Here is a 23,566-nt window from a genome sequence, read left to right on the forward strand (position 1 = left end):
ATCAACCCTCTGACGCTTGAATCTTGCAGAATCGACCGCATCTACAGTGGTATCTGGCAGGTTTCTTTATTCAGGATGGTTTTTAGGTCCGGCCTGCTCAAAAGGAAGGTGACTTATGCGAATAGACCGTTTAACCAGCAAATTACAGTTGGCCTTGTCCGACGCGCAGTCGTTGGCAGTCGGCCACGATCATCCGGCCATCGAGCCGGCGCACTTGATGCAAGCCATGCTTGAGCAGCAGGGTGGTTCGATCAAACCTCTGCTGATGCAAGTGGGCTTCGACGTCAACAGCTTGCGCAAAGAGCTGACCAAAGAGCTCGACCAATTACCGAAAATCCAGAACCCGACCGGCGACGTCAACATGTCGCAGGATCTGGCGCGCCTGCTCAATCAGGCTGACCGTCTGGCCCAGCAGAAGGGCGACCAGTTCATCTCCAGCGAACTGGTGCTGCTCGCGGCGATGGACGAGAACAGCAAGCTCGGCAAATTGCTGCTCGGCCAAGGCGTGAGCAAGAAAGCCCTGGAAAACGCGATCAACAATCTGCGTGGCGGCGAAGCGGTAAACGACGCCAACCACGAAGAGTCGCGGCAGGCGCTGGATAAATACACCGTCGACCTGACCAAGCGTGCCGAAGACGGCAAGCTCGATCCGGTGATCGGTCGTGACGACGAGATTCGTCGTACCATTCAGGTTCTGCAACGCCGCACCAAGAACAACCCGGTGCTGATCGGTGAGCCTGGTGTGGGTAAAACCGCCATTGCCGAAGGCCTGGCCCAACGCATCATCAACGGTGAAGTGCCGGACGGCCTCAAAGGCAAGCGTCTGCTCTCGCTGGACATGGGCGCGCTGATTGCCGGTGCCAAGTATCGCGGTGAGTTCGAAGAACGCCTGAAATCGCTGCTCAACGAGCTGTCGAAACAGGAAGGGCAGATCATTCTGTTCATCGACGAGCTGCACACCATGGTCGGCGCCGGTAAAGGCGAAGGCTCGATGGATGCCGGCAACATGCTCAAGCCTGCGTTGGCTCGCGGTGAGTTGCACTGCGTTGGCGCGACCACGCTCAACGAGTACCGCCAATATATAGAGAAGGACGCGGCCCTCGAGCGACGCTTCCAGAAAGTCCTGGTGGATGAGCCGAGCGAAGAAGACACCATTGCCATCCTGCGTGGCCTTAAAGAGCGTTACGAGGTTCACCACAAGGTGGCAATCACCGACGGTGCGATCATTGCTGCTGCCAAGCTCAGCCATCGCTACATCACTGACCGGCAGTTGCCGGACAAGGCCATCGACCTGATCGACGAGGCCGCCAGCCGCATCCGCATGGAAATCGACTCCAAGCCGGAAGTGCTGGATCGTCTTGAACGTCGCCTGATTCAGTTGAAGGTGGAATCCCAGGCGCTGAAGAAAGAAAGCGACGAAGCGGCGATGAAACGTCTGGAGAAACTCCAGGAAGAAATCGTCCGTCTCGAACGCGAGTATTCCGATCTGGAAGAAATCTGGAACTCGGAAAAAGCCGAGGTGCAGGGTTCTGCACAGATTCAGCAGAAGATCGAGCAGTCGCGTCAGGAACTGGAGGCCGCGCGCCGTAAAGGCGACCTCAATCGCATGGCCGAATTGCAGTACGGGGTGATCCCGGATCTGGAACGCAGCCTGCAAATGGTCGATCAGCACGGCAAGAGCGAAAACCAGTTACTGCGCAGCAAGGTGACTGAAGAGGAGATCGCCGAAGTCGTGTCGAAGTGGACCGGTATCCCGGTGTCGAAAATGCTCGAAGGCGAGCGCGACAAACTGATGAAGATGGAAAGCCTGTTGCACAAACGTGTGATCGGCCAGGAAGAAGCGGTGGTCGCCGTCGCTAACGCAGTACGGCGTTCGCGTGCCGGGTTGTCCGATCCGAATCGTCCAAGCGGCTCGTTCATGTTCCTCGGCCCGACCGGTGTCGGTAAAACCGAGCTGTGCAAGGCGCTGGCCGAATTCCTCTTTGATACGGAAGAGGCGATGGTGCGGATCGACATGTCCGAGTTCATGGAGAAACATTCCGTGGCGCGTCTGATCGGTGCGCCACCGGGATACGTCGGTTACGAAGAGGGCGGTTACCTGACCGAGGCGGTACGTCGTAAGCCTTATTCGGTGATCCTGCTGGACGAAGTCGAGAAGGCGCACCCGGATGTGTTCAACATCTTGCTGCAAGTGCTCGAGGATGGTCGCCTGACCGACAGCCATGGCCGCACGGTGGACTTCCGCAATACCGTGATCGTGATGACTTCGAACCTCGGCTCTGTGCAGATTCAGGAGCTGGTCGGTGATCGTGAGGCACAGCGTGCTGCAGTAATGGATGCGCTGACGTCGCACTTCCGTCCGGAGTTCATCAACCGGGTCGACGAGGTGGTGATCTTCGAGCCTTTGGCGCGGGATCAGATCGCGGGTATTACCGAGATTCAGTTGGGCCGTCTGCGCAGCCGTCTGGCCGAGCGCGAGCTGAAGCTGGAACTCAGCCCGGAGGCGATGGACAAGTTGATCGCCGTTGGTTACGACCCGGTCTATGGCGCACGTCCTTTGAAACGGGCGATCCAGCGCTGGATCGAAAACCCGCTGGCGCAATTGATCCTCTCGGGTCATTTCATGCCTGGCGACACGGCAACTGGCGCTGTCGAGAACGACGAAATCGTTTTCAACTGAGTCCAAGCGCCAATGAAAATTGGCAGGCCCCACATTGTGGGGCCTTTTTTTTCGTTAGGCTGTTGAACTCAAAGGAAAAGGCTTGTAAAGTGCGCCCCGCAGTCAGTCGCCAAGACGGTCTCAGCTCACTGAGTTGAAATCTGAAATAAGTTGCAAATCATTAACTTGAAAGCAATTTAGGGGGTTGACAGAGGTGTTCTAGGTTGTAGAATAGCGCGCCTCAGACACACGAACGCAGCGATGCGAACGAGTGACTAGATGCAACAAGTTTCACCGTTGTAAATTGAAATATGTAGTTCCGTGATAGCTCAGTCGGTAGAGCAAATGACTGTTAATCATTGGGTCCCAGGTTCGAGTCCTGGTCACGGAGCCAATTTCAAACCGGGGTATAGCGCAGTCCGGTAGCGCGCCTGCTTTGGGAGCAGGATGTCAGGAGTTCGAATCCCCTTACCCCGACCATTTTTGGGTCGTTAGCTCAGTTGGTAGAGCAGTTGGCTTTTAACCAATTGGTCGTAGGTTCGAATCCCACACGACCCACCATTTTTGAAACCAGTTAACACTGGGATCGAATCTTAAGATCAGAGGCCAAAAGCGCTGATCGAAGAAGGCGATCTTTGAAAGGTCGCCTTTTTTTTACCGGGGTATAGCGCAGTCCGGTAGCGCGCCTGCTTTGGGAGCAGGATGTCAGGAGTTCGAATCCCCTTACCCCGACCATATTAAAAATCCTCGTATCGAAAGATACGGGGATTTTTTTTGTCCGACAAAATCTCATTTCCCCTTCAAGTCATCATACAACCTGCCGATAGCCCGCTAACACGAGGGGACTGCCATGGCTTCGCCCCTTGAATCTGGCCAATACAAGAATAAGGGCGTGCGTCATGTTGCTTCGTCAGTTGAATATTGCTCCCCGGGCGGCCCTGGGGTTCGCCCTGATCGCGGTGTTGGTGGCCTTGCTCGGCGTTTTTGCGCTCGGGCAGATGTCGAGTATTCGCGACAGTGAAGTCGCGGTGGAAAATCAGTGGCTGCCAAGTATTCGTGGCGGCGACGAGATTCGCGAGATCATGCTGCGCATCCGCACCATTTCGCTGCGCATGGCGCTGGATCAGGATCCGGCCAACATTGCGACTTACCGCAGCCAGATGGACACCCGCGACAAGGAGCTGAGCGAGAAAATCGCCACCTACGACAAACTGGTCGACACCCCGGAAGGCCAGCAGCTATACGACCAGTTCAAAAAGACCTTCGCCGCGTATCGCAGCGGTATCGCTCAATCTTTCGCCCTCGCCGAGCAAGGCAAGCGTGATGAGTTGACCAGGTTGTTGCTGGTCGACATGAAAACCGTGGTCGATGGCTCCGGCAAGCAACTCAATGATCTGGCGGATCTGTTCGCCAAACAGGTCGCGGCCGAAAGCCAGAAGTCCGCTGCGCACTACGAAAACTCGCGCACGATCGTCAGCTTGTTCATTGCCTTGGCCGCGTTGGCCACGGTGGCACTGGCGATGATGCTCACCCGCAGCATCGTTCGTCCGCTGAGCAGCGCCGTCAGCGCAGCAGAAAGTGTGGCGCAGGGTGATCTGACCCGGCCAATCGAAACCCATGGCAACGATGAAGTCAGTCGCTTGCTCAAAGCCTTGGCAACCATGCAACAGAACCTGCGTGAGACGCTGCAAGGCATCAGCGGTTCGGCGACGCAACTGGCGACGGCCGCCGATGAACTCAATGCGGTGACGCTCGACAGCACACAGGGGCTGCAACAACAGAACAACGAAATCGAACAGGCCGCGACCGCCGTCAACCAGATGACGGCAGCGGTGGAAGAGGTCGCACGCAATGCGGTGTCGACGTCTGACGCGACCCGTCAATCCAGCGAATCGGCGCATCTGGGCCAGGTGCGCGTCAGTGAGACCGCCACTGCCATCAACGCACTGGCGAGCGACGTGCAACAGACCGGTGAGCTGGTGCAATCACTGGCCAACCAGTCCCAGGACATTGGCAAAGTGCTGGATGTGATTCGGGCGATTGCCGAGCAGACCAATCTGCTGGCGCTCAACGCGGCGATCGAAGCAGCGCGGGCCGGTGAGAGCGGGCGAGGGTTTGCCGTTGTCGCCGATGAAGTACGGGCGCTGGCCTATCGCACGCAGCAATCGACTCAGGAGATCGAGCAGATGGTCCAGGGCATGCGCAGTGGTTCGAGCCTGGCGCTGGATTCGATGCAGGCCAGTACCGCGCGGGCGACGACCACCTTGGCGTTGGCAGAGCGCGCCGGTGAAGCGCTGCAAACCATTACCGCCTCGGTCCATCAGATCCATGAGCGCAATCTGGTGATCGCCAGTGCCGCCGAAGAGCAGGCACAAGTCGCCCGGGAAGTGGATCGTAATCTGGTGAACATCCGTGATTTGTCGGTACGTTCGGCCGCCGGTGCCAACCAGACCAGTGCCTCCAGCCACGAGTTGTCGCAACTGGCCAACGCCTTGCAGGGCATGGTGCGGCGCTTCCAGTTGTAAACGGCAGACGTGAAAAAGCCGCGTTTCTGCGAAGAGAAGCGCGGCTTGGTTTTTCTGCTGATCAGGCGCCGTCTTGATCTTTCAGGTGTTCGAACAGGCCTTTTGGCATCTTCTTGCCGTTGGCTTCAAAGTTGGCCTTCACGTTGTTGTAGGCCTCTTGCTCGTCGATGAAGCCGTCATGGTTGGTGTCGATCTTGTCGAAATCGGACTTCGGCGCGACTTTGAGGAATTCGGCGCGGGAAACCTTGCCGTCACCATCGCTGTCCGTCTTGGCCATCGAAGCATCGCCACATTTGCCTTCACCGCATTTGCCTTCCGGCGCTTTCACCGAGGTTTCCGCCGACGCAACCATGTAGCCCTGCGCCAGTGGTTGAGCGGCAAACACCGAACCAGACAGCATCAGGCCACCTGCCAGTGCGGCGCCGATCAGGCCAATGGATTTTTTACCGAGGGTCGAAGTACGGGACATTTACATTCTCCTGGCTGCACAACGCAACCACACGTTAAGGACGAAAGCCTGAGCAGGTGTGCTCGGGTGTGGCCATTAAGCGGTGGCGGTGTATCGCGACTGTGTCGCGCAGCGGGGGAGTTTGTAAGCGAAGGTTAGATATTACGGACGCAGATACATTACGAGACAGAATCACAAATCAAATGTAGGCCTTCGCCTGCTCGCGATAGCGGTGTATCAGACAACATCGTTTGTCGTTTGACACACCGCTATCGCGAGCAGGCGAAGGCCTACAAGGTCTTTTAGTGCAGTTTCAGACGCGGCTCGGTGCCACGGCCAATCTTGCTACCCAGCATCAACATCGCCGTGCGGAACGGCCCGTACAGCGCCATCTGGTGCATGCGGTACAGCGACACGTAAAACATCCGCGCCAGCCAGCCTTCGAGCATCACGCTGCCGGTCAGGTTGCCCATCAAGTTACCCACCGCCGAAAAACGCGACAGCGAGATCAGCGAGCCGTAGTCGGTGTACTTGTACTCCGGCAGGGTCTTGCCTTCGATGCGCAATTTCAGCGACTTGGCCAGCAGCGACGCCTGTTGGTGCGCGGCTTGTGCACGCGGCGGCACATTGCGATCGGTGCCCGGTTGCGGGCACGCGGCGCAGTCACCGAAGGCGAAGATGTTCTCGTCGCGGGTGGTTTGCAGCGTCGGCAACACTTGCAGTTGATTGATGCGGTTGGTTTCCAGGCCGTCGATGTCCTTGAGGAAACCCGGTGCGCGAATACCGGCAGCCCAGACTTTCAGGCTGGCCTTGATCTCATTGCCATCGGCCGTGATCAGGCTATCCGCCGTCACTTCACTGACCGAGGCGTTGGTCATGACATTGACCCCGAGCTTTTCCAGGGTCTTGTGCACCGGCCCGCTGATGCGCTCCGGCAGGGCCGGCAACACCCGTGGGCCGGCTTCGATCAGAGTGATGTGCATGTTTTCCGGTTTGATCCGGTCCAGACCATACGCCGCCAGTTCATGGGCGGCATTGTGCAGTTCTGCCGCCAGCTCGACGCCCGTGGCGCCAGCGCCGACGATCGCTACGCTGATCTGCTCGATCACATCGGTTTGCCCGGCGTGTGCACGCAGGTAGTGATTCAACAGTTGCTGGTGAAAGCGCTCGGCCTGTTTGCGGGTATCGAGGAACAGGCAGTGCTGCGCCGCGCCCTGAGTGCCAAAATCGTTGGTGGTGCTGCCGACGCTGATTACCAGCGAGTCGTATTGCACTTCACGCGCCGGGACGAGCTCTACGCCGTTTTCGTCGTAGGTGGCGGCCAGCTGGATTTTCTTCTGCGCGCGATCGAGCCCGCTCATGCGCCCCAGCTGGAACTCGAAGTGGTTCCATTTCGCCTGGGCAACATAGTTGAGTTCGTCTTCGGAAGAGTTCAGCGATCCGGCGGCCACTTCGTGCAGCAAGGGCTTCCAGATGTGCGTCAGATTGGCGTCGACCAGCATCACACTGGCCGTGCCGCGCTTGCCCAGGGTCTTACCCAGACGGGTAGCCAACTCCAGACCGCCGGCGCCGCCGCCGACAATAACAATACGATGGGACATAGGGATAGCTCGCAAGGTTTTTAAAGGAAATCGGTGCGGTTACCCAAGCGAGCGCCAAGCTGCTCATAGCGTCAGGTAACTGATAAATCGGCTCAACAGGCCCAGACCAATGGTCACTGCCAGCACCAGCACGAGGAGCATCCACGGCCGGAAAGGCCGGCGCTCGACTCGGTGTTGGGACAGTTGCAGGTACTCTTCGACATGTTTCTGGTCTTCGGGGTTCAGGCGGCTGGTCATATTTGCCTCGTCAGGTAGACGTTGCTGAATGGGCAGAAGCTACAGCGGTTTTTATCCGGGGTTGAACGCAGCATAGCCGCTGTCCGGAACCGGCTCGACGCTTATACGGTCTTCGAGGCGAATGATCCCGCTTTGTAACACCCGCGCGGTAATTCCGCCATGTCCGCGCACCGCTTGAAAGGTGCCGGGGCCGAGGTTGTTCTGCAGCCGTGCGCAGGGCTGACACCAGCCCGTGGTTTCGAATATTGCCTGACCGATGCGAAAGCGCCGACCCTTGAGACTAAACAAATTGATACCGCTGATAACGAGATTGCGCCGCAGATCTTCAGGCTTGACCGGCTGATCGTGTGTGCGTCCCATCAAAGCGCTGATCACCGCCAGATGTTCCCACTGGATCAGGGTCACCTGCCGCGCGTTACGCACACCGGGGCGGGCGTGGTCGCCGGTCAGTCCTGCTTCCAGTCGCGCCTCCACTGCATCGAGTTCGATCATCGGCCCACGGGATTCGGGGCGCACGCCAATCCAGCGCACACATCCGGTCTGCGGTACATCGGCGATCAATTGCTGAAGTGGTGTCACAGGCTGATTCCCACGTCAAAGACAATGCTGCGACCGAGGTTGCTGCGCAGGAAGTCCGGTGCATCCGGGTGGGCGAACAGTACGCGGGCGAAGGTCGGGCCGACCAGGGACAGCGAGCGCCAGCCCTGACGGAGATATTCGGTGGGCGGGGGGAAATGGCTGTTCAGATCCAGTACCTCACGTTTAAGACTGGCGAAGGCGATGATGTCCAGTTCGCCCAGATCCATGCCGCGTTCCTTGTAGTTGTGCGCTTTTTTGCGCAACGTCGGCGCCAGTCGCAGCAGAAATTCGTTAGCCGGAATCCGCTTGGGCTTGGCTTCGCGGCGCACCAACTGGCTGAGAGAAAAAGCGCTGCGACGTCGCTGCAACTCATCGCGCCATTCGTCGTTGAGCCGGCGTCCCTCGTCGAGCACGAAGAACACCTCGAAATTGGCATCGCGAAACAGCACGTCCGGCGGCTCGCCGGCCGGCGCGAATTCGTCGGCACGGTAGGGGATGTTCAGGCCTTGCAGCAGGCGCTGGCAGACCCAACGCTCACGCTCCCATTTGCGGGCATTGGACAGAAAGGCGTTGGCTTGCTCGGCCGCGATGGTCAGCAGGCGTAAATAATCTGAGTCATCCATAGGCCCAAGCTTAGCGTTCAAATGCGACAAGCAGAAAGCTTTGCTTGGCTGATGCTCATCGGGTGGCGGTGTAGACTGCGGCGAAGGACATCAACCCACAGATAAAGTGAGGGAATCATGATCGGTGCCGAACTGTTGTCCTCGGCGAGCCTGACGCTCGGCTGGCTGATTTATCTGCCGGTGCTGCTCTGGGCGATTGCGCGCGCGCCGTGGGTCGAGTTGTTCAGTGACAGCCGGCGTCAGCATCTGTTGTTCGGTACGGTATTCGCGTTGTTTCTGTTGTGGCTGGTGCGCAGGGATTTCGACACCGGCGTGTCCTATCACTTTATCGGCATGACCGCCGTGACATTGCTGCTGGATTGGCCGCTGGCAATTGTCGGAGGCCTGGTCGCACAGATCGGCCTGGTGCTACTGGGTCGTCAGGATCTGCTGGCGGTCGGGGTCAATGGCTCGCTGCTGATCCTGTTACCGGTGTTGATCACTGAATGTGTGGCGATCCTCGTCGAGCGCGCGCAGCCACGTAATCCGTTTGTTTATATCTTCTGCTCCGGATTCTTCGCTGCGGCGTTGTCCGCGCTGTTATGTCTGATCCTGAGCCTGACGCTGCTGTGGTACGACGGTCTCTTCGCCATGCCGGAGTGGCTGGAAGACTTCATCGGTTATCTGTGGCTGCTGCTGTTTCCCGAGGCCTTCATCAACGGCATGGTCGTCAGTGCACTGGTAGTGTTCTGCCCGGAATGGCTGGAGACGTTCAACCGCACGCGCTACCTTTCGGCGCCGTGGAAGGACGACGATCCCAAGTCTTGATCCATATCAAATCCGCCATGCGCGGGAAATTTCATGCTCGCACAAATCCCTCCAGGAGCAGCGGCATGAGTGTGTACGAGTGGGCAAGGCAGGAAACCCGGCAGAGTCTGGACATGGCGCAGGAAGTGGGCTTCGACCCGGGCTTGAGTTTGCGCGCCTTGCTCAGTGCAGTGGTGCAGCAGAGCAAGGCTGTGCGCAACGCCGAAGACCTGGCCGACGAGTTGCGTTTTCTCGCGGAAAATCTCGACGACGAACAGGACTACGGCTTTATGCGGCCCTGATCGGGATCAGTGGCGCGGATCGAAATCGCCGGAAAACAGTTCGTCCTCGGCATCCGGTGCGACCGGAATCTTGTGTTCTTCCGACGCCCAGGCGCCGAGGTCGATCAGTTTGCAGCGATCGGAGCAGAACGGACGGAATTTGTTCTCGGGGGTAAATTCCACGGGGGCGCCGCAGGTTGGGCATTCTACGGTTGGGATCTGGCTCATGCTTGGCCTCCGGATAAAGTCAGGTAAAAGTGATGCAGGCGCTCGACTTCACTGTGCAGCCAAGCGAGGTCGCGGTCGTTGACCACCACGTCGTCGGCGCGGCTCACACGGTCTTCGCGGCTCGACTGAGCCTTGAGAATCGCCTGAACCTGCTGCTCGCTGGTCTGGTCACGCTGCAAGGTACGTTCGATCTGCAATTGTTGCGGGGCGTCGATCACCAGGATGCGTTGGGTCATCGTGTATTGCCCGGATTCGATCAACAGCGGCGAAACCAGCATCGCGTAAGGCGATTTTGCCAGCGCAAGGTGATGAGCGATTTCCTCGGCGATCAACGGATGCAGCAGGGCTTCGAGCCAGCGGCGTTCTTCCGGCACTTCAAAGATCAGTTTGCGCAGGGCGGCGCGATCCAGCGTGCCATCGGCCAGCAGCACGCCGGGGCCGAAGTGTTCGGCAATCTTTGCCAGCGCCGGACGCCCCGGCTCTACCACCCAGCGCGCCGCGTGATCGGCATCCACCACGTGGATACCCAGGTCGATGAAGTGCTGGGCCGCCGCGCTTTTGCCGCTGCCGATGCCGCCGGTGAGGCCGAGAATCCAGGGTTTTTCCACAGGGGTATTCATTTCAAACCGACAAACTGCCAATAGAAGTCGGTTATTTGACCACCCCAGAGCAAGGCAATCCAGCCGGCAATGGCCAGATAGGGGCCGAAGGGGATCGGTGTCGAGGTTTTCTGTTCGCGCAGGCGTAGTAAAATCACCCCGATAATGGCTCCGACCAGTGATGACAACAGAATCGTCAGTGGCAGAATCTGCCAGCCACCCCACGCGCCGAGTAGCGCCAACAGCTTGAAATCACCGTGGCCGATGCCGTCCTTGCCGGTGAGCAGTTTGAACAGCCAGAACACTGACCACAGCGCCAGGTAACCGGCCACCGCGCCCCACAGCGCATCGTGCAACGACACGAACAAGCCGAAACTGTTGACGATCAACCCCAGCCACAACAACGGCAGCACCAGCACATCGGGCAGCAGTTGATGTTCGGTGTCGATCAGACTCATCGCCAGCAGACCCCAGGTAAGGACAATCAGCAGGCACGCCGGCCAGCCAAAGCCGAAATGCCAGGCCACGAATGCCGAGAGCAGAGCGCAGGCCAGTTCGGTCAGCGGATAACGTTTGCTGATAGGTGCAGCGCACGCGGAACAGCGCCCCCGCAGCCACAGATAACTGAGCAGCGGAATGTTTTCCCACGGACGGATCCGGTGGGTGCAGTGCGGGCATTCGGAGTGCGGCAGCATCAGGTTGTAGGTCGGCAGTGGCGTCTCGCCGGGCAAGCCGAGTACGTCGTGGGCCTGCTGGCGCCAATCGCGCTCGAGCATTTTCGGCAGACGCCAGATCAGCACGTTGAGAAAGCTGCCGACCACCAGACCCAGCAACAGGGCAGTGAAGACAAAGGCCAGCGGATACAGGGCAAACAGTTCGTCGATAAGCATGTCAGATCGCTGAGCCGAGTTGGAAAATCGGCAGATACATGGCCACCACCAGCCCGCCGACGATTACCCCCAGCACGACCATGATGAATGGCTCCATAAGGCTGGTAAGATTGTCGACCATGTTATCCACTTCCTCCTCGTAAAACCCCGCGACCTTGTCGAGCATTTCGTCCAGCGCGCCGGACTCTTCGCCAATCGCCGTCATCTGCACGGCCATGTTGGGGAAGACCCCGGTGCTGCGCATCGAGAAATTCAGCTGCATGCCGGTGGAGACGTCCTGGCGAATGCGCAGCACCGCGCGCTTGAACACAACGTTGCCTGTGGCGCCGGCCACCGAGTCGAGCGCTTCCACCAATGGCACACCGGCAGCAAACGTGGTCGACAGGGTTCGGGCAAAACGGGCGACCGCTGACTTGTACATCAGCGTGCCGACCAAGGGTAGTTTCAACAGCCAGGTGTCTTTGCGATCACGTAGCGCCTGGGAGGTTTTCAGTGCGTGACGAGTGCCGAAAATCGCCGCGACCAGCGCGCCAAGAATCGCCCACCACCATTGCTGCATGAATTCCGAAAGGCTGATCACCATCAGCGTGAAGGCCGGCAGCTCAGCACCGAAACCGGAAAAAACCGACTGAAACTGCGGCACCACTTTAACCAGCAGAATTCCGGTCACAACCGCTGCGACCAGCACCACGGCGGAGGGGTAAGTCATGGCTTTCTTGATCTTGGCCTTGAGCCGTTCGCTTTTTTCCTTATAAGTCGCGACCCGTTCGAGCAAGGTGTCGAGCGCGCCGGACTGCTCGCCGGCATCGACCAGGTTGCAATACAACTCGTCGAAATACTGCGGCTTCTTGCGCAGGGCTGTGGCAAAGCTGTTACCGGCCGCGACCTCCTGTTTGACCTCGTCGACCAGCTTGCGCATGGCCGGGTTTTCAAAGCCTTCGCCAATGATGTCGAACGACTGCAGCAGCGGCACACCTGCCTTCATCATGGTCGCCATTTGCCGGGTGAACAGAGCGATGTCCTGGGCCTTGATGCGTTTGCCAAAACTCAACAACGACGCGGATTTTTTGCGCACCTTGCCGGGATTGATCCCCTGTTTACGCAGTTGTGCCTTGATCAGCGCCGGGTTTTGTCCGCTCAGCTCACCGGTGACTTTGCTGCCTTTCCTGTCCGTACCTTCCCAGGCGTAGATACTGATTTTTGCTGCCTTGACCGCCATGTTCAGTCCTTGGTGACCCGGTTGATTTCTTCAAGGCTGGTGATGCCTTGCATGGCTTTGTGCAGCCCTGAGGTGCGCAAGTCGTCGAAGCCGTCGCGGCGCATTTGAATGTCGATTTCCAGCGAGTTGCCTTCGGCCATGATCAAGCGTTGCAACTCCGGTGTGTTTTTCACCACTTCATAAATCCCCACGCGTCCCTTGTAACCGCCGTTGCAGTGATCGCAACCGACCGGCTCGTAGATCGTGAAATGGCCGATGCGTTCCTCGGGGAAACCTTCCTTGATCAGGGTTTCGCGTGGGATCTCGATGGGCTTCTTGCAGTGGCTGCACAGCTTTCGCGCCAGGCGCTGAGCGATGATCAGGCTGACCGAGGTGGCGATGTTGAAGCCGGGGATGCCCATGTTGTGCAGGCGCGTCAGGGTTTCCGCGGCGCTGTTGGTGTGCAGGGTCGAGAGCACCAGATGACCAGTCTGCGCGGCTTTGATCGCGATCTCGGCGGTTTCCAGATCGCGGATCTCGCCGACCATGATCACGTCCGGGTCCTGCCGTAGAAACGAGCGCAGCGCCTGGGCAAAGTCGAGGCCCTGTTTGGGATTGACGTTGACCTGGTTGATGCCTTCCATGTTGATCTCCACCGGGTCTTCGGCGGTGGAAATGTTGATGTCGACGGTGTTGAGGATATTCAGGCCGGTGTACAGCGACACGGTTTTCCCCGAGCCGGTGGGGCCAGTGACCAGAATCATGCCTTGAGGCTGCTTGAGCGCGGCCATGTACAAGTCTTTCTGCACCGGCTCGTAGCCGAGCGCGTCGATGCCGATCTGTGCGCTGGACGGATCGAGGATCCGGATCACCACTTTTTCGCCCCACAGGGTTGGCAGGGTGTTGACCCGGAAATCGATCGACTTGCTCTTCGACAGGCGCATCTTGATCCGCCCGTCCTGCGGCTTGCGCCGCTCCGAAATATCGAGACTGGCCATGACCTTCAAACGTGCAGCGATCCGCCCGGCCAGTTGAATCGGCGGTTTGGCCACCTCGCGCAGGATGCCGTCGGTGCGCACTCGCACCCGGTAGTTCTTCTCGTAGGGCTCGAAGTGCAAATCGGAAGAACCGCTTTTGATCGCGTCGAGCAACATCTTGTGAACAAAACGCACCACCGGCGCATCGTCGGCGTCGAGTCCGCCAATCGTGTCTTGCTTGCTGTCATCGATGGATTCGACATCCAGGCCGTCAAGATCGACATCGGCCATGTCTTCCAGGCCACTGGCGTGGGTGTCGAAGAATTTCTCGATGGCGTCGGTGAGCTTGTCGTCCTCGACCAGAATGGCTTCGGTGCTTAGCCCAGTGCTGAACTGGATGTCGTTGATCGCTTGATGGTTGCTCGGGTCGGAAATCCCCACGAACAGCTTATTGCCGCGCCGCCACAAGGGCAGGGCGTGATGCTGGCGCACCAGTTTTTCGCTGACCAGCCCTTTGGGCTGCGTTTCTTTGTCCAGGCAATTGAGATCAAGGAAGGCCATGCCGAAGTGCTCGGAGGCGATCTCTGCGACCTGCCAGCTCTTGACCAGTTTGTTCTGCACCAGATAGCTGACCAGCGACAAGCGATTACGCTGAGCCTGTTGCCAGGCTTGCTGGGCACTCTTTTCTGTCAGCAGTTCGGCCTGCACCAATTGCTTGGCCAGACCGCTCAGAGCGATGTCATTCATGGGGATTCCGCACGCTTGCAGTTCATGACTTATAGCCTAGTCAAGTGACAGCGCCAAACACGGCCAGTGCAGGTGACAAAAAGTGTCAGATAGTGCGGTTGCAGGTTGTAGGAAATGGCGGTGTGCGCGCTTTGCGCCCAATGTGCGGGGCTTCGAAGGCATTGGCATGGCCTATGCTGCACCCCTTTCAGATCATGAGATTTCGACTCATGCATGGAGCGTGTCTATGAAAAAACAACAAGGTTTTACTCTGATCGAGCTGCTGATCGTGGTGGCGATCATCGGGATTCTGGCGACCATCGCCTTGCCGCAGTATTCCAAGTATCAGGCGCGGTCGAAGGTGACGGCGGGGCTGGCGGAAATCAGTGCGCTGAAGGTGCCGTTTGAAGACACCATCAATCAAGGTACAAATCCTACCCTGGCAATCGTGAAGGGGGATGCGGTGGCCACTACATCCAACTGTGCATTGTCGGCTACAGGTACCGCCGCTGACGGCGCGGGATCGATCGTGTGTACGATCGCCAATGCTCCGGCACCGGTGCTGGGTAAAACCATTACGCTGACTCGCTCTTCGGGCACCGGCGCTGGTGTCTGGAGCTGTGCTACCACGGTGGCACCGGATTATTCGCCAAAAGGCTGCACCGCCAGCGGTACATAAGTTGAATTTGTGCTGAACAGAATGCCCCGCAATGCGGGGCATTTTTCATTGCACAGCACATCACAAAAGCTTCAATAATTTCAGAGTCTTAGGAACTTTCCGAAAAACCGCAACTTGCATGTGAATATTGCGCAAGTCATGCAAATTGCATGATTTCGGAAATATCTATAATTGATAACTTATTGATTTATATGAACTTTATTCGAATAGAAAAGTTGGCACAGCGTTCGCAAATACCTTGGTAACCCTGCTGACAAGACAACCAGCAGACTTTCCAGAAAAACAGGAGTTACTCGTATGAAGAAGTTCGCTATCACTGCCGCTGCTGCTACCGCGCTGACCCTGACCATGGCTTCCGGTGCGTTTGCACAATCCACTCAGGCTACCCAGGCTCCAATGACTCTGGCTGCCGGTGAAATGACCAAGGCTAAAGAAACTACTTCCGATACCTGGATCACCACCAAAGTCAAAAGCGACCTGGTCACCGAAAAAGGCATCCCTGGCACTGACATCAAGGTAGAAACCAACAAAGGTGTTGTATCCCTGTCGTCGACTGTAGCTATCACCGAAGCTCAGAAAACCACCGCAGTGAACATCACCAAGAAAATCAAAGGCGTCAAAGCGGTCTCCGCTGACGGCCTGAAAGCCGAGTAAGGCATGACTTCTCGCCTGGACCGGGAGAAGACGCGACAGACGGGCCGAGCAATACGTCTGCCGCAACTTTAGAGTTCATGCGAACGGTCACACGGATGTGACCATTACAGGCCCCGCCACTTGTGTCGGGGCCTGTTCTATTTCAGGGGCGAAAGAATCGAAGGGCACCGCAAAACAACTGTGGGAGCGAGCTTGCTCGCGAAAGCGGTATGCCAGTCACAATGGATTTGACTGACCAGACGCCTTCGCGAGCAAGCTCGCTCCCACATGGGTAAGTGATTTGGATCAGTTTCCGCGTTTGCTGGTGATCTGCCGCAGGCGATTGCCTTCGAAGCGCAGGTATTGGTACATGCCGTTGCTCGGGCCGTAGCTCCATTCCTCGACCTGAAACTCTTCGCGACGATTGGCGCTGCGCTTGTAGCCGAGCACATCACGGCTGACCGGTTCGCCACACTTTTGCAGGACTTCGCTGGAGCGGTCGCCAAGGCTGATCAGTTGACTGCCGCAGCGCAGCGTATCGGATGCCAAGGTGTGGCTGGCCACGAAGGTCATTGCAATCAAGGCCAGCCACTGCAGTTTCATCATTCGGCATCCAGATGCATTTGCGTGACCACGCGGCCATCGCTCTCGGCTTCACCGAGATTGGCGTCGATGAAGTACACACGGTCGTCTGCCAGTTGGCCTTTATCGACCAGATAGTCCTTGATGCTGCTGGCGCGGTCCTGACCCAACTGACGCAACAGCACGTCGCTGCCACTCCAGAACTTGATCACGCCTTCGCGCATCTTCGCCGTACGTTCTTCCTTGCCCAGATCCTTCCATTCGGCCGGTGGCTGGGTTTTCAGACGGGTGCGGTAAATGCCTTCGAGCAGTGGACCTTTTTCGCTGTCTGGCACTTGCAGCAATGAAGCCTGGGCCGGGACCTTATCGCCGCGGCGCTGGAGCATCTTGTAGTAGTTGTATTGGTATTCACGTTCCAGACGCTGCTCGGCGAGCAACGGGCCATCGCTGCTCTGTGCGGCGGTGCCTTCGATTTCCAGGCGCAGGGCAGGACGTTCCTTCAACGCTTGCGACAGTTTGACCAGCGCCGCTTCGGCATCCTTGCTCAAATCGCTAGAGCCCGGGGCAAACGACACGGTGCCAAGGTCTTCCGAGCCGCCGCCACTGATCAGCCCGCCAATCATCTTGAATGGCGCGGCAGCGGCTTTGACGATCAGGTTGCGCAGGGTCTGCCAGACAATCGGCATCACGCTGAACTGCGGGTTGTTCAAATCACCGGTCACCGGCAACTCGATGGAGATCTTGCCGTCGACGTCCTTGAGCAGGGCAATCGCCAGTTTCAGCGGCAGGCTCACGGCATCCGGGCTGTCGACTTTTTCGCCGAGCTGCAATTGCTCGACCACCACTTTGTTTTCGGCTTTGAGCTGGCCCTTGGTGATCAGGTAATGCAGGTCGAGGTTGAGCCGGCCCTTGCGGATGCGGTAACCGGCAAATTTGCCGGAGTAGGGCGTCAACGTTGTCAGCTCGACGCGTTTGAAACTGGTGGCGATGTCGAGGCTGGCCATCGGGTCGAAGGGATTGACCGCGCCCTTGATGGTCACCGGTGCATAACGGTCGACCTTGCCTTTGATGTCGACGCTGGCTGGTTTCGCCTGACGGCTGTCGATGGTGCCGATCTGGCCGTTGAGCTGCTGCACGGCGGTGGCGAAGTTCGGCGTCAGGCTGAAGTCGGCGAAGTTCGCCGAGCCGTCATTGATCGCGATGCCACCGATGTGAATACCCAACGGTTTCTCGTTGCTGGCCGGTTTGGCTGCCGTGGTTTTTGCGCCGCTGTCGGCCGGTTGCGGGATCAGCAGGTCGTCGATGTTGGTGGTGCGATCGTCGTTGATCATGAACCGCGCATACGGCTGGAACAGGTTGACCTTGTCGATCCACAGGCTGTCGCCGTGCTGGTAGTTCAGGCCTTCGACCACCACTTGCTGCCACTTGAGGAAGTCGCGGGTTTTCAGGGTGTCGAGGGTGTGCAGTTGATCGATCTGCGCGCGGCCGGTGACGCTGAGCGCCAGTGGTTCGGTGCTCTTGAGATTGACCTTAAGGTCACTGCCGAGCATGCCGCTACGCAGTTCCAGGCGAATGAACGGATTGATGTAGGACTGCGCGACGCGCAGGTCGATGTCCGAGGTTTTCACGTTGAGCTGGGCGTTGACCGGGGCTAGATTGACCGTGCCGTCGGCGGTGATCTTGCCTTGCTTGCCCACGCCGCTGTCGAGCTTGAGCTTGAAGGGCGAACCGTTGAGGCTGTCGAAGTCTTGCAGATCGACGTTCAGCGGCGTGATATCCAGTGCCACCGCAGGTGTTGCCGAACGGTCGGCGAGATGCACGGTGTAGTTACGCAATTGCACGTCTTTGAGCAGCACTTGCCAAGGCTTGCTCGGCGCAGTCGGTTCAGCTTTCGGCGAGTCGGCAGCCGCCGGCGTACTCGCAGGTTCAGCAGCGGCTTTGGCGGCCGGTTTCGACGGTTGGCTGGCGAACAGTTTCTGCCAGTCCAGTTGGCCATCGGCTTCGAGGGCGGCCCAGGTTTCCAGTTTGTTGCTGCGGATCTTGCCGACCACCACTTGCTGCTTGGCCAGGTCCACCGAGGTCTCGCTGACGTCGAGGCGCTCGAGTTTCGCCAGTGGGCGTCCGTCCGGTGCCTTGATCGCGAAGGGCGCGATGCTGACGGCGACGTTGTTCAGCAGCAGTTCGGTTTCTTTCGACAGATTGAGTTTGTAGTCGGTGCTGAGGCTGATCACACCGTCTTCGAGCACCAATGGCACCGAATCACGCACGTAAGGCCAGAAGGCTTTCATCTTGCCGTCAGTGATTTTGAGGGTGCCTTCGGAGGTGAACGGGATCAGGCTGAAGTTGCCGCTCCAGTCGATTCGCCCGCCGGCGGGGCCGATGGCGACCAGGGTCATGTCGGCGCTGTCTTCGGGCAGGGTGCTGAGGTTTTTCAGCTCGAAGCTGAGGTCGTCGTAGAGGAATTCGATCGGCTCGCTCGGGCGCACGTCCTCAAAGTGCACGACGCCGCCGGCCAGTTTGATGTTGTCGATGCGCAGCGGGAAGGGCTTGGCGTCCGGGTCGGCCGGTGTCGGCTCGCTGGCCGGCACATTGAACAGGCCGAGCAGGTTGAGCTTGCCGTCTTTGGCGAAAAGGATTTCGCTCTTCGGCTTGTCCAGCTCGATGTTGGCCAGATGCAGGGCTTTGGTCCACAGGCTGTCGATTTGCAGGTCGGCGTACAGGCGATCGAAGCCGATCTGCTCCTTGCCCGGTTCGCCGATGACCAGCCCCCACAGGGTGACTTCAAGGCTGAACGGGTTGAGCTCGATACGCTGGATATGCGCGGGCACCGTCGCGTAGTTGGCCAGTTGCTGATTGGCTACCCGCAGAGCGATGCCCGGCAAAATCAGAAACCCCAGCAGGCTGTAGAGGGCCAGAGCAGTCAACAGGGCGCCAATCGCGCGAATCAATCCTTTGGGCATGTGCGGCTTCATCTGTCTGAATCGGAGTGCCTTGGAGTATGGCACGCGATTCTGGTTCCGAAGTACCTCGCATGGGGCAGGATTGTTCAGATTTCTCTGTAATCACAAACACTGTGGGAGCGAGCTTGCTCGCGAAAGCGGTCGTTCAGTTGATAAATATGCCGACTGACATGACGCCTTCGCGAGCAAGCTCGCTCCCACAGGGGGATAGTTGTTAGCCGTACGCAAGTGTCACAGCTGCAGGATCAGGGTTTTCAGCGGCGGTTGCTGATCCATGGACGGGAAGTCCGCGCCGGGAGTCATCACGCTCCACTCGCGCACTGGCCGTCCGGCCTTTTCGGCACAGCGCAGCACCTGCTCGCGCCAGTCGTCCATGCTGACTTTCGCCAGGTTGTTGCAGCAGATCAGCACGCCGTTGTCGGCGGTGCTCAGCAGGGCCGGCTTGAGCAGGCTCTGATAGTCGCGCAGCAGGTCGACGGTGCCGAATGCGCTCTTGGCCCACGCTGGCGGATCGAGCAGCACCAGGTCGTATTGGCGCTGTTCCAGACGCTGATAGCTCGGCAGTTTCTGTCCACGGCGCTGACTGATCGGCAGGCCGGCGAGTTGGCGAATGGCCGGAAAGTAGTCCGACTGGATGAACTGCATCTCTGGCAACTGCGGGTTGAGCAGACCGTTTTCGCGACCGACCGCCAGATTGCCTTCGGCGAAATCCAGATTGCACACTTCACGCGCACCACCGGCCGCCGCACTGAGGCCGACGCCGCAGGTGTAGGCAAACAGGTTGAGCACGGATTTGCCCTTGGCGTGATCCTTGACCCAGCCGCGCGTGTTGCGCAGGTCGAGGAACAGCAGTGGGTCTTGTCCGGCATGGCGCCCGCGTACGCGGTAGTTCAGGCCCCATTCGTGACCGACCAGATCGGCCAGTGCAGCGTCTTCGGCTTTGTAGACTGCGTCTTCGCGGTCGATGCGCGAGTTGCCGCGAGAACGGTCGTTGTAGACCAGCAAGGTTTCCAGGCCGAGGGTCTGATTGACCATGGCGTGCAGTTGCAGCAGGTCATCACGCTCCAGCGTCTGGTGAAAGCTTTGCACCAGCAGTTGCGGGCCGTAGCGGTCGATGGTCAGACCGCCAGCACCTTCCTGGCTGCCGTGGAACAGCCGATAACAATCGGTGCCCTGGCGGTGCAGCTCGGCCAGCAAATCCTGGCGTTGTTCGAGGGCGGCGCGCAGCGCCTGATTCAAGGAAGACATGCGGGCGCCTTGCTGGAGAGAATGGGGGCGCGGGAGTTTAGCAGCTTGGCGGGTAACCGAGGTGCTGCCTTCGCGAGCAGGCTCGCTCCCACATGGGAATGCATTCCAAATGTGGGAGCGAGCCTGCTCGCGAAGCTTTTAAGTCAGCAAACCCATCCGGCGTTTGGCCCGCTGCACCGAACCATTGCGCATCGCCCAGCGCAGCATCGGCGCACTGCGTCTGACGCTGGCGCGAATCAGTTGCCGTTGCAGCGAACTCTGCCGGACATCAAGCATGTCGCTGGCCCAGTCCGGCAGCAGATCGATACCGGCCTTCATCATCAAATCGCCAAACGGCCGCGCCAGAACACTGGGCGCCGGCGCGTCGAGCAACAGGCGCAAGACTTCGCGGCTGCGGTCATCGCAGAGCAACTGCGGGCGCACGCGTTGCAGATACTCGGCCACGGCTTGCCGCGATTTCGGCACATCCCGCGCGCCCAAACGTTCAGCCACCACGGCAATTTCCGCGTAATAGCGATCCTGATCCGCGCCTGACAACTGCGGATTGCGATAGCGTAAATGTGCTGCAAGAAAGTTACTGACCTCGGCTACGTGCACCCAGGTCAGCAAATCCGGATCGCTCGCTGCATAAGGCCGGCCATCCGGTGCATTGCCGACCACTTGCAGATGAATGGTGCGCACTTTCTCGATCAGCCAGTCGGCATCCCGCCGCGAACCGAAGATGGTGCCGGAAACAAACTGACTGGTGCGCCGCAAGCGTCCGAGCATGTCTTCACGGAAATTCGAATGATCCCAAACCCCGGCCAATGCCAGTGGATGCAAGGCTTGCAGCAACAACGCGCTGATGCCGCCGATCAACATGCTGCTGAAATCTCCATGTACCTGCCAACTGATCGAATCCGGACCGAACAGGCCAGGATCGCCCTTGGGGTTTTCCAGGTCGAGTTGGCCGAGGGACAGCCCGGTCAGGCTCATGAGTTGGTTTTCAATACGACTGCGGATGAATTCCATGACCACTCAGTGCGAAAGGGCGGGCGCGGCCGGTTGACCGCGCCCGGGGTGTTACTGATTGAGGCGCTTGTCGATCAGGCCTTGAACCACGCTCGGGTCGGCCAGGGTCGAAGTGTCACCGAGGCTGTCGAGTTCGTTGCAGGCGATCTTGCGCAGAATGCGCCGCATGATCTTGCCTGAGCGGGTTTTCGGCAAGGCCGGTGCCCACTGGATCAGGTCCGGTTTGGCGAAGCTGCCGATTTCCTTGCTGACGTGGGCGAGCAGTTCTTTCTTCAATTCATCATTCGGCTCGGTGCCGTTCATCGGGGTGACGAAGGCGTAGATGCCCTGACCTTTGACGTCATGCGGGTAACCGACCACGGCAGCCTCGGCGATGCTGTCGTGCAGCACCAGCGCGCTTTCCACTTCAGCGGTGCCGATGCGGTGACCGGAGACGTTGATCACGTCATCGATGCGCCCGGTGATCCAGTAATCGCCATCCTCATCGCGGCGAGCGCCGTCGCCGGTGAAGTAGTAGCCGGGGTAGGGTTTGAAATAGGTGTCGACCATCCGCTGCGGGTCGCCGTAGACGCTGCGGATCTGTGCCGGCCAGCTCGATTTGATCGCCAGCACGCCGCTGCCGGCGCCCTTGATCTCCTTGCCCTGTTCATCGAGCAGCACCGGTTGCACGCCGAACATCGGCTGGGTGGCGCAGCCCGGTTTGATCCGCTGGGCGCTGACCAGCGGGCTGAGCATGATGCCGCCGGTCTCGGTCTGCCACCAAGTGTCGACGATAGGGCAGCGCTGTTCACCTACGACGTTGAAATACCATTCCCACGCTTCCGGGTTGATCGGCTCACCGACGCTGCCGAGTAATCTGAGGCTGGCGCGCGAGGTTTCCTTCAGCGGTTCGGCACCTTCGCGCATCAACGCGCGCAGGGCGGTCGGTGCGGTATAGAAAATGTTGACCTTGTGTTTATCGATGACCTGCCAGAATCGTGAGCTGTTCGGGTAGCTCGGCACACCTTCGAACATCAACGTGGTCGCGCCGTTGGCCAGCGGGCCGTAGACGATGTAGCTGTGGCCGGTGACCCAACCGACGTCGGCGGTGCACCAAAACACTTCGCCGTCGCGGTAATCGAGCACGTATTTGAAGGTCATCGCCGCTTGCAGCAAATAGCCGCCGGTAGTGTGCAGCACGCCTTTGGGTTTGCCGGTGCTGCCCGAGGTGTAGAGGATGAACAGCGGGTCCTCGGCGTCCATCGGTTCTGGCGGGCAATCGTCGCTGACCTCGCGTACCGCCTGGTGATACCAGAGGTCGCGGCCTTCGACCCAATCTACGTTGCCTTGGCTGCGCTCGACCACCACGACAGTGCTGACGTCCGGGCAACTCTGCAGGGCTTTGTCGACGTTCTGCTTCAGCGGCACGAACTTGCCGCCGCGCACGCCTTCGTCGGCGGTTATCACCGTGCGGCAATCGGCATCGAGAATGCGGTCACGCAGAGAGTCGGGGGAGAAACCGCCGAACACCACCGAGTGAATCGCGCCGATCCGTGCACAAGCGAGCATGGCGTAAGCGGCTTCGGGGATCATTGGCATGTAGATGCACACCCGGTCGCCTTTCTTCACGCCACGGCTTTTCAGCACGTTGGCCAGGCGGCAGACATGGTGGTGGAGCTTTTTGTAGGTGATTTGTGCCGATTCGGCCGGGTCGTCGCCTTCCCAGAGCAGGGCGGTCTGCTCGCCGCGCTTTTCCAGGTGGCGGTCGATGCAGTTGTAGCTGACGTTCAGTCTGCCCCCGGCAAACCAGGCAGCTTCACCGGTTTTCAGGTCGTAGCGCTGAACGGTCTGCCACGGCGTGCTCCAGTCGAGGAAACGCGTGGCCTGTTCGGCCCAGAAGGTTGTGGGGTGTTCAATGGATTCGCGGTACAGGCGCCGATAGTCATCCTGACTCAACTGAGCAGCCCGGCGGACGGCATCGGCTTTGGGGAACGTGCTGATATCGAACATGACGGTTCCTTATTCTTGTTGTGCGACAAGAGGGGAGCTGTACGACCCTCGTAGGAGCTGCCGAAGGCTGCGATCTTTTGATCTTGACCTTAAAAAACAAGATCAAA

The 23,566-nt window shown here is 58.9% G+C and carries 21 protein-coding genes and 4 tRNA genes; 10 read left to right on the top strand and 15 right to left on the bottom strand.

What is annotated here, in order from left to right; all coding sequences use genetic code 11:
- Window positions 1–115: 115 nt before the first annotated feature.
- From clpB to HUW52_RS06020, 6 genes are all read left to right on the top strand, one after another.
- A complete protein-coding gene (gene clpB / locus HUW52_RS05995) occupies window positions 116–2,680 on the top strand; it encodes an ATP-dependent chaperone ClpB (protein ID WP_016986222.1) in 2,565 nt (854 codons plus the stop codon).
- Window positions 2,681–2,977: 297 nt separating this feature from the next.
- Window positions 2,978–3,053, top strand: a tRNA-Asn gene (locus tag HUW52_RS06000).
- A gap of 9 nt (window positions 3,054–3,062) precedes the next feature.
- A tRNA-Pro gene (locus HUW52_RS06005) sits at window positions 3,063–3,139 on the top strand.
- 5 nt (window positions 3,140–3,144) lie between these two features.
- Window positions 3,145–3,220: transfer RNA gene (locus HUW52_RS06010), tRNA-Lys, on the top strand.
- A 97-nt stretch (window positions 3,221–3,317) separates the two neighbouring features.
- Window positions 3,318–3,394: transfer RNA gene (locus HUW52_RS06015), tRNA-Pro, on the top strand.
- Window positions 3,395–3,558: 164 nt separating this feature from the next.
- Window positions 3,559–5,184: a methyl-accepting chemotaxis protein gene (locus tag HUW52_RS06020; protein WP_175553178.1), complete on the top strand. Its 1,626-nt coding sequence runs from the start codon at window positions 3,559–3,561 to the stop codon at window positions 5,182–5,184.
- A 61-nt stretch (window positions 5,185–5,245) separates the two neighbouring features.
- Here the strand turns inward: HUW52_RS06020 and HUW52_RS06025 are convergent, their stop codons facing one another.
- From HUW52_RS06025 to HUW52_RS06045, 5 genes are all read right to left on the bottom strand, one after another.
- Entirely contained in the window at window positions 5,246–5,653 is a 408-nt protein-coding gene (locus tag HUW52_RS06025; RefSeq protein WP_016986236.1) for a hypothetical protein, read from the bottom strand.
- 281 nt (window positions 5,654–5,934) lie between these two features.
- Entirely contained in the window at window positions 5,935–7,233 is a 1,299-nt protein-coding gene (locus HUW52_RS06030; RefSeq protein WP_095121769.1) for an NAD(P)/FAD-dependent oxidoreductase, read from the bottom strand.
- Between the two features lie 63 nt (window positions 7,234–7,296).
- Window positions 7,297–7,470, bottom strand: coding sequence for a DUF3094 domain-containing protein (locus HUW52_RS06035; protein ID WP_007909875.1), 174 nt, complete (start codon window positions 7,468–7,470; stop codon window positions 7,297–7,299).
- Between the two features lie 51 nt (window positions 7,471–7,521).
- A complete protein-coding gene (locus tag HUW52_RS06040) occupies window positions 7,522–8,049 on the bottom strand; it encodes an MOSC domain-containing protein (protein WP_175553179.1) in 528 nt (175 codons plus the stop codon).
- A complete protein-coding gene (locus tag HUW52_RS06045; RefSeq protein ID WP_007909887.1) occupies window positions 8,046–8,672 on the bottom strand; it encodes a DUF1780 domain-containing protein in 627 nt (208 codons plus the stop codon). Before HUW52_RS06045 ends, HUW52_RS06040 begins: the two co-directional genes overlap by 4 nt.
- Before the next feature lie 117 nt (window positions 8,673–8,789).
- Here HUW52_RS06045 and HUW52_RS06050 point away from each other — a divergent pair, with 117 nt between their 5' ends.
- The gene (locus HUW52_RS06050; RefSeq protein WP_175553180.1) at window positions 8,790–9,479 is read left to right on the top strand and encodes an energy-coupling factor ABC transporter permease; all 690 of its coding nucleotides are present in this window, start codon (window positions 8,790–8,792) and stop codon (window positions 9,477–9,479) included.
- A 65-nt stretch (window positions 9,480–9,544) separates the two neighbouring features.
- The gene (locus HUW52_RS06055) at window positions 9,545–9,760 is read left to right on the top strand and encodes a hypothetical protein (RefSeq protein ID WP_008078491.1); all 216 of its coding nucleotides are present in this window, start codon (window positions 9,545–9,547) and stop codon (window positions 9,758–9,760) included.
- A gap of 6 nt (window positions 9,761–9,766) precedes the next feature.
- On the opposite strand, the gene yacG is transcribed toward HUW52_RS06055, so the two are convergent.
- From yacG to pilB, 5 genes are read right to left on the bottom strand one after another with little or no spacing between them, the layout of a single operon-like run.
- Entirely contained in the window at window positions 9,767–9,967 is a 201-nt protein-coding gene (gene yacG / locus HUW52_RS06060; protein WP_007959585.1) for a DNA gyrase inhibitor YacG, read from the bottom strand.
- Window positions 9,964–10,587 (bottom strand): dephospho-CoA kinase, encoded by a 624-nt coding sequence (gene coaE / locus HUW52_RS06065; RefSeq protein WP_175553181.1) that lies wholly within the window; start codon window positions 10,585–10,587, stop codon window positions 9,964–9,966. The genes yacG and coaE overlap by 4 nt, the downstream gene beginning before the upstream one ends.
- A complete protein-coding gene (locus HUW52_RS06070) occupies window positions 10,584–11,456 on the bottom strand; it encodes an A24 family peptidase (RefSeq protein ID WP_175553182.1) in 873 nt (290 codons plus the stop codon). The genes coaE and HUW52_RS06070 overlap by 4 nt, the downstream gene beginning before the upstream one ends.
- A gap of 1 nt (window position 11,457) precedes the next feature.
- Window positions 11,458–12,675 (bottom strand): type II secretion system F family protein, encoded by a 1,218-nt coding sequence (locus tag HUW52_RS06075; RefSeq protein WP_175553183.1) that lies wholly within the window; start codon window positions 12,673–12,675, stop codon window positions 11,458–11,460.
- A gap of 2 nt (window positions 12,676–12,677) precedes the next feature.
- The gene (gene pilB, locus HUW52_RS06080; RefSeq protein WP_175553184.1) at window positions 12,678–14,378 is read right to left on the bottom strand and encodes a type IV-A pilus assembly ATPase PilB; all 1,701 of its coding nucleotides are present in this window, start codon (window positions 14,376–14,378) and stop codon (window positions 12,678–12,680) included.
- 226 nt (window positions 14,379–14,604) lie between these two features.
- Between pilB and HUW52_RS06085 the strand changes: the two genes are divergently transcribed.
- Both HUW52_RS06085 and HUW52_RS06090 read left to right on the top strand, forming a co-directional pair.
- On the top strand, window positions 14,605–15,036 hold the full coding sequence (locus tag HUW52_RS06085) for a pilin (protein WP_175553185.1): 432 nt from the start codon (window positions 14,605–14,607) through the stop codon (window positions 15,034–15,036).
- A 297-nt stretch (window positions 15,037–15,333) separates the two neighbouring features.
- Window positions 15,334–15,690: a BON domain-containing protein gene (locus HUW52_RS06090; protein WP_016986244.1), complete on the top strand. Its 357-nt coding sequence runs from the start codon at window positions 15,334–15,336 to the stop codon at window positions 15,688–15,690.
- A gap of 285 nt (window positions 15,691–15,975) precedes the next feature.
- On the opposite strand, the gene HUW52_RS06095 is transcribed toward HUW52_RS06090, so the two are convergent.
- The 5 genes from HUW52_RS06095 to acs form a co-directional block, all read right to left on the bottom strand.
- Window positions 15,976–16,272 (bottom strand): DUF2845 domain-containing protein, encoded by a 297-nt coding sequence (locus tag HUW52_RS06095; RefSeq protein ID WP_016986246.1) that lies wholly within the window; start codon window positions 16,270–16,272, stop codon window positions 15,976–15,978.
- Complete coding sequence (locus HUW52_RS06100) at window positions 16,272–19,223, bottom strand: DUF748 domain-containing protein (protein WP_175553186.1); 2,952 nt, start codon at window positions 19,221–19,223, stop codon at window positions 16,272–16,274. Before HUW52_RS06100 ends, HUW52_RS06095 begins: the two co-directional genes overlap by 1 nt.
- 219 nt (window positions 19,224–19,442) lie before the next feature.
- Window positions 19,443–20,459, bottom strand: coding sequence for a class I SAM-dependent rRNA methyltransferase (locus HUW52_RS06105; RefSeq protein WP_175553187.1), 1,017 nt, complete (start codon window positions 20,457–20,459; stop codon window positions 19,443–19,445).
- Between the two features lie 138 nt (window positions 20,460–20,597).
- Window positions 20,598–21,470, bottom strand: a complete 873-nt coding sequence (locus tag HUW52_RS06110; RefSeq protein ID WP_175553188.1) for an oxygenase MpaB family protein — start codon at window positions 21,468–21,470, stop codon at window positions 20,598–20,600.
- A gap of 51 nt (window positions 21,471–21,521) precedes the next feature.
- A complete protein-coding gene (gene acs, locus HUW52_RS06115) occupies window positions 21,522–23,459 on the bottom strand; it encodes an acetate--CoA ligase (protein ID WP_175553189.1) in 1,938 nt (645 codons plus the stop codon).
- Window positions 23,460–23,566 lie beyond the last annotated feature (107 nt).

Source organism: Pseudomonas sp. 43A, from assembly GCF_013363935.1.
Classification (GTDB): domain Bacteria; phylum Pseudomonadota; class Gammaproteobacteria; order Pseudomonadales; family Pseudomonadaceae; genus Aquipseudomonas; species Aquipseudomonas crudilactis.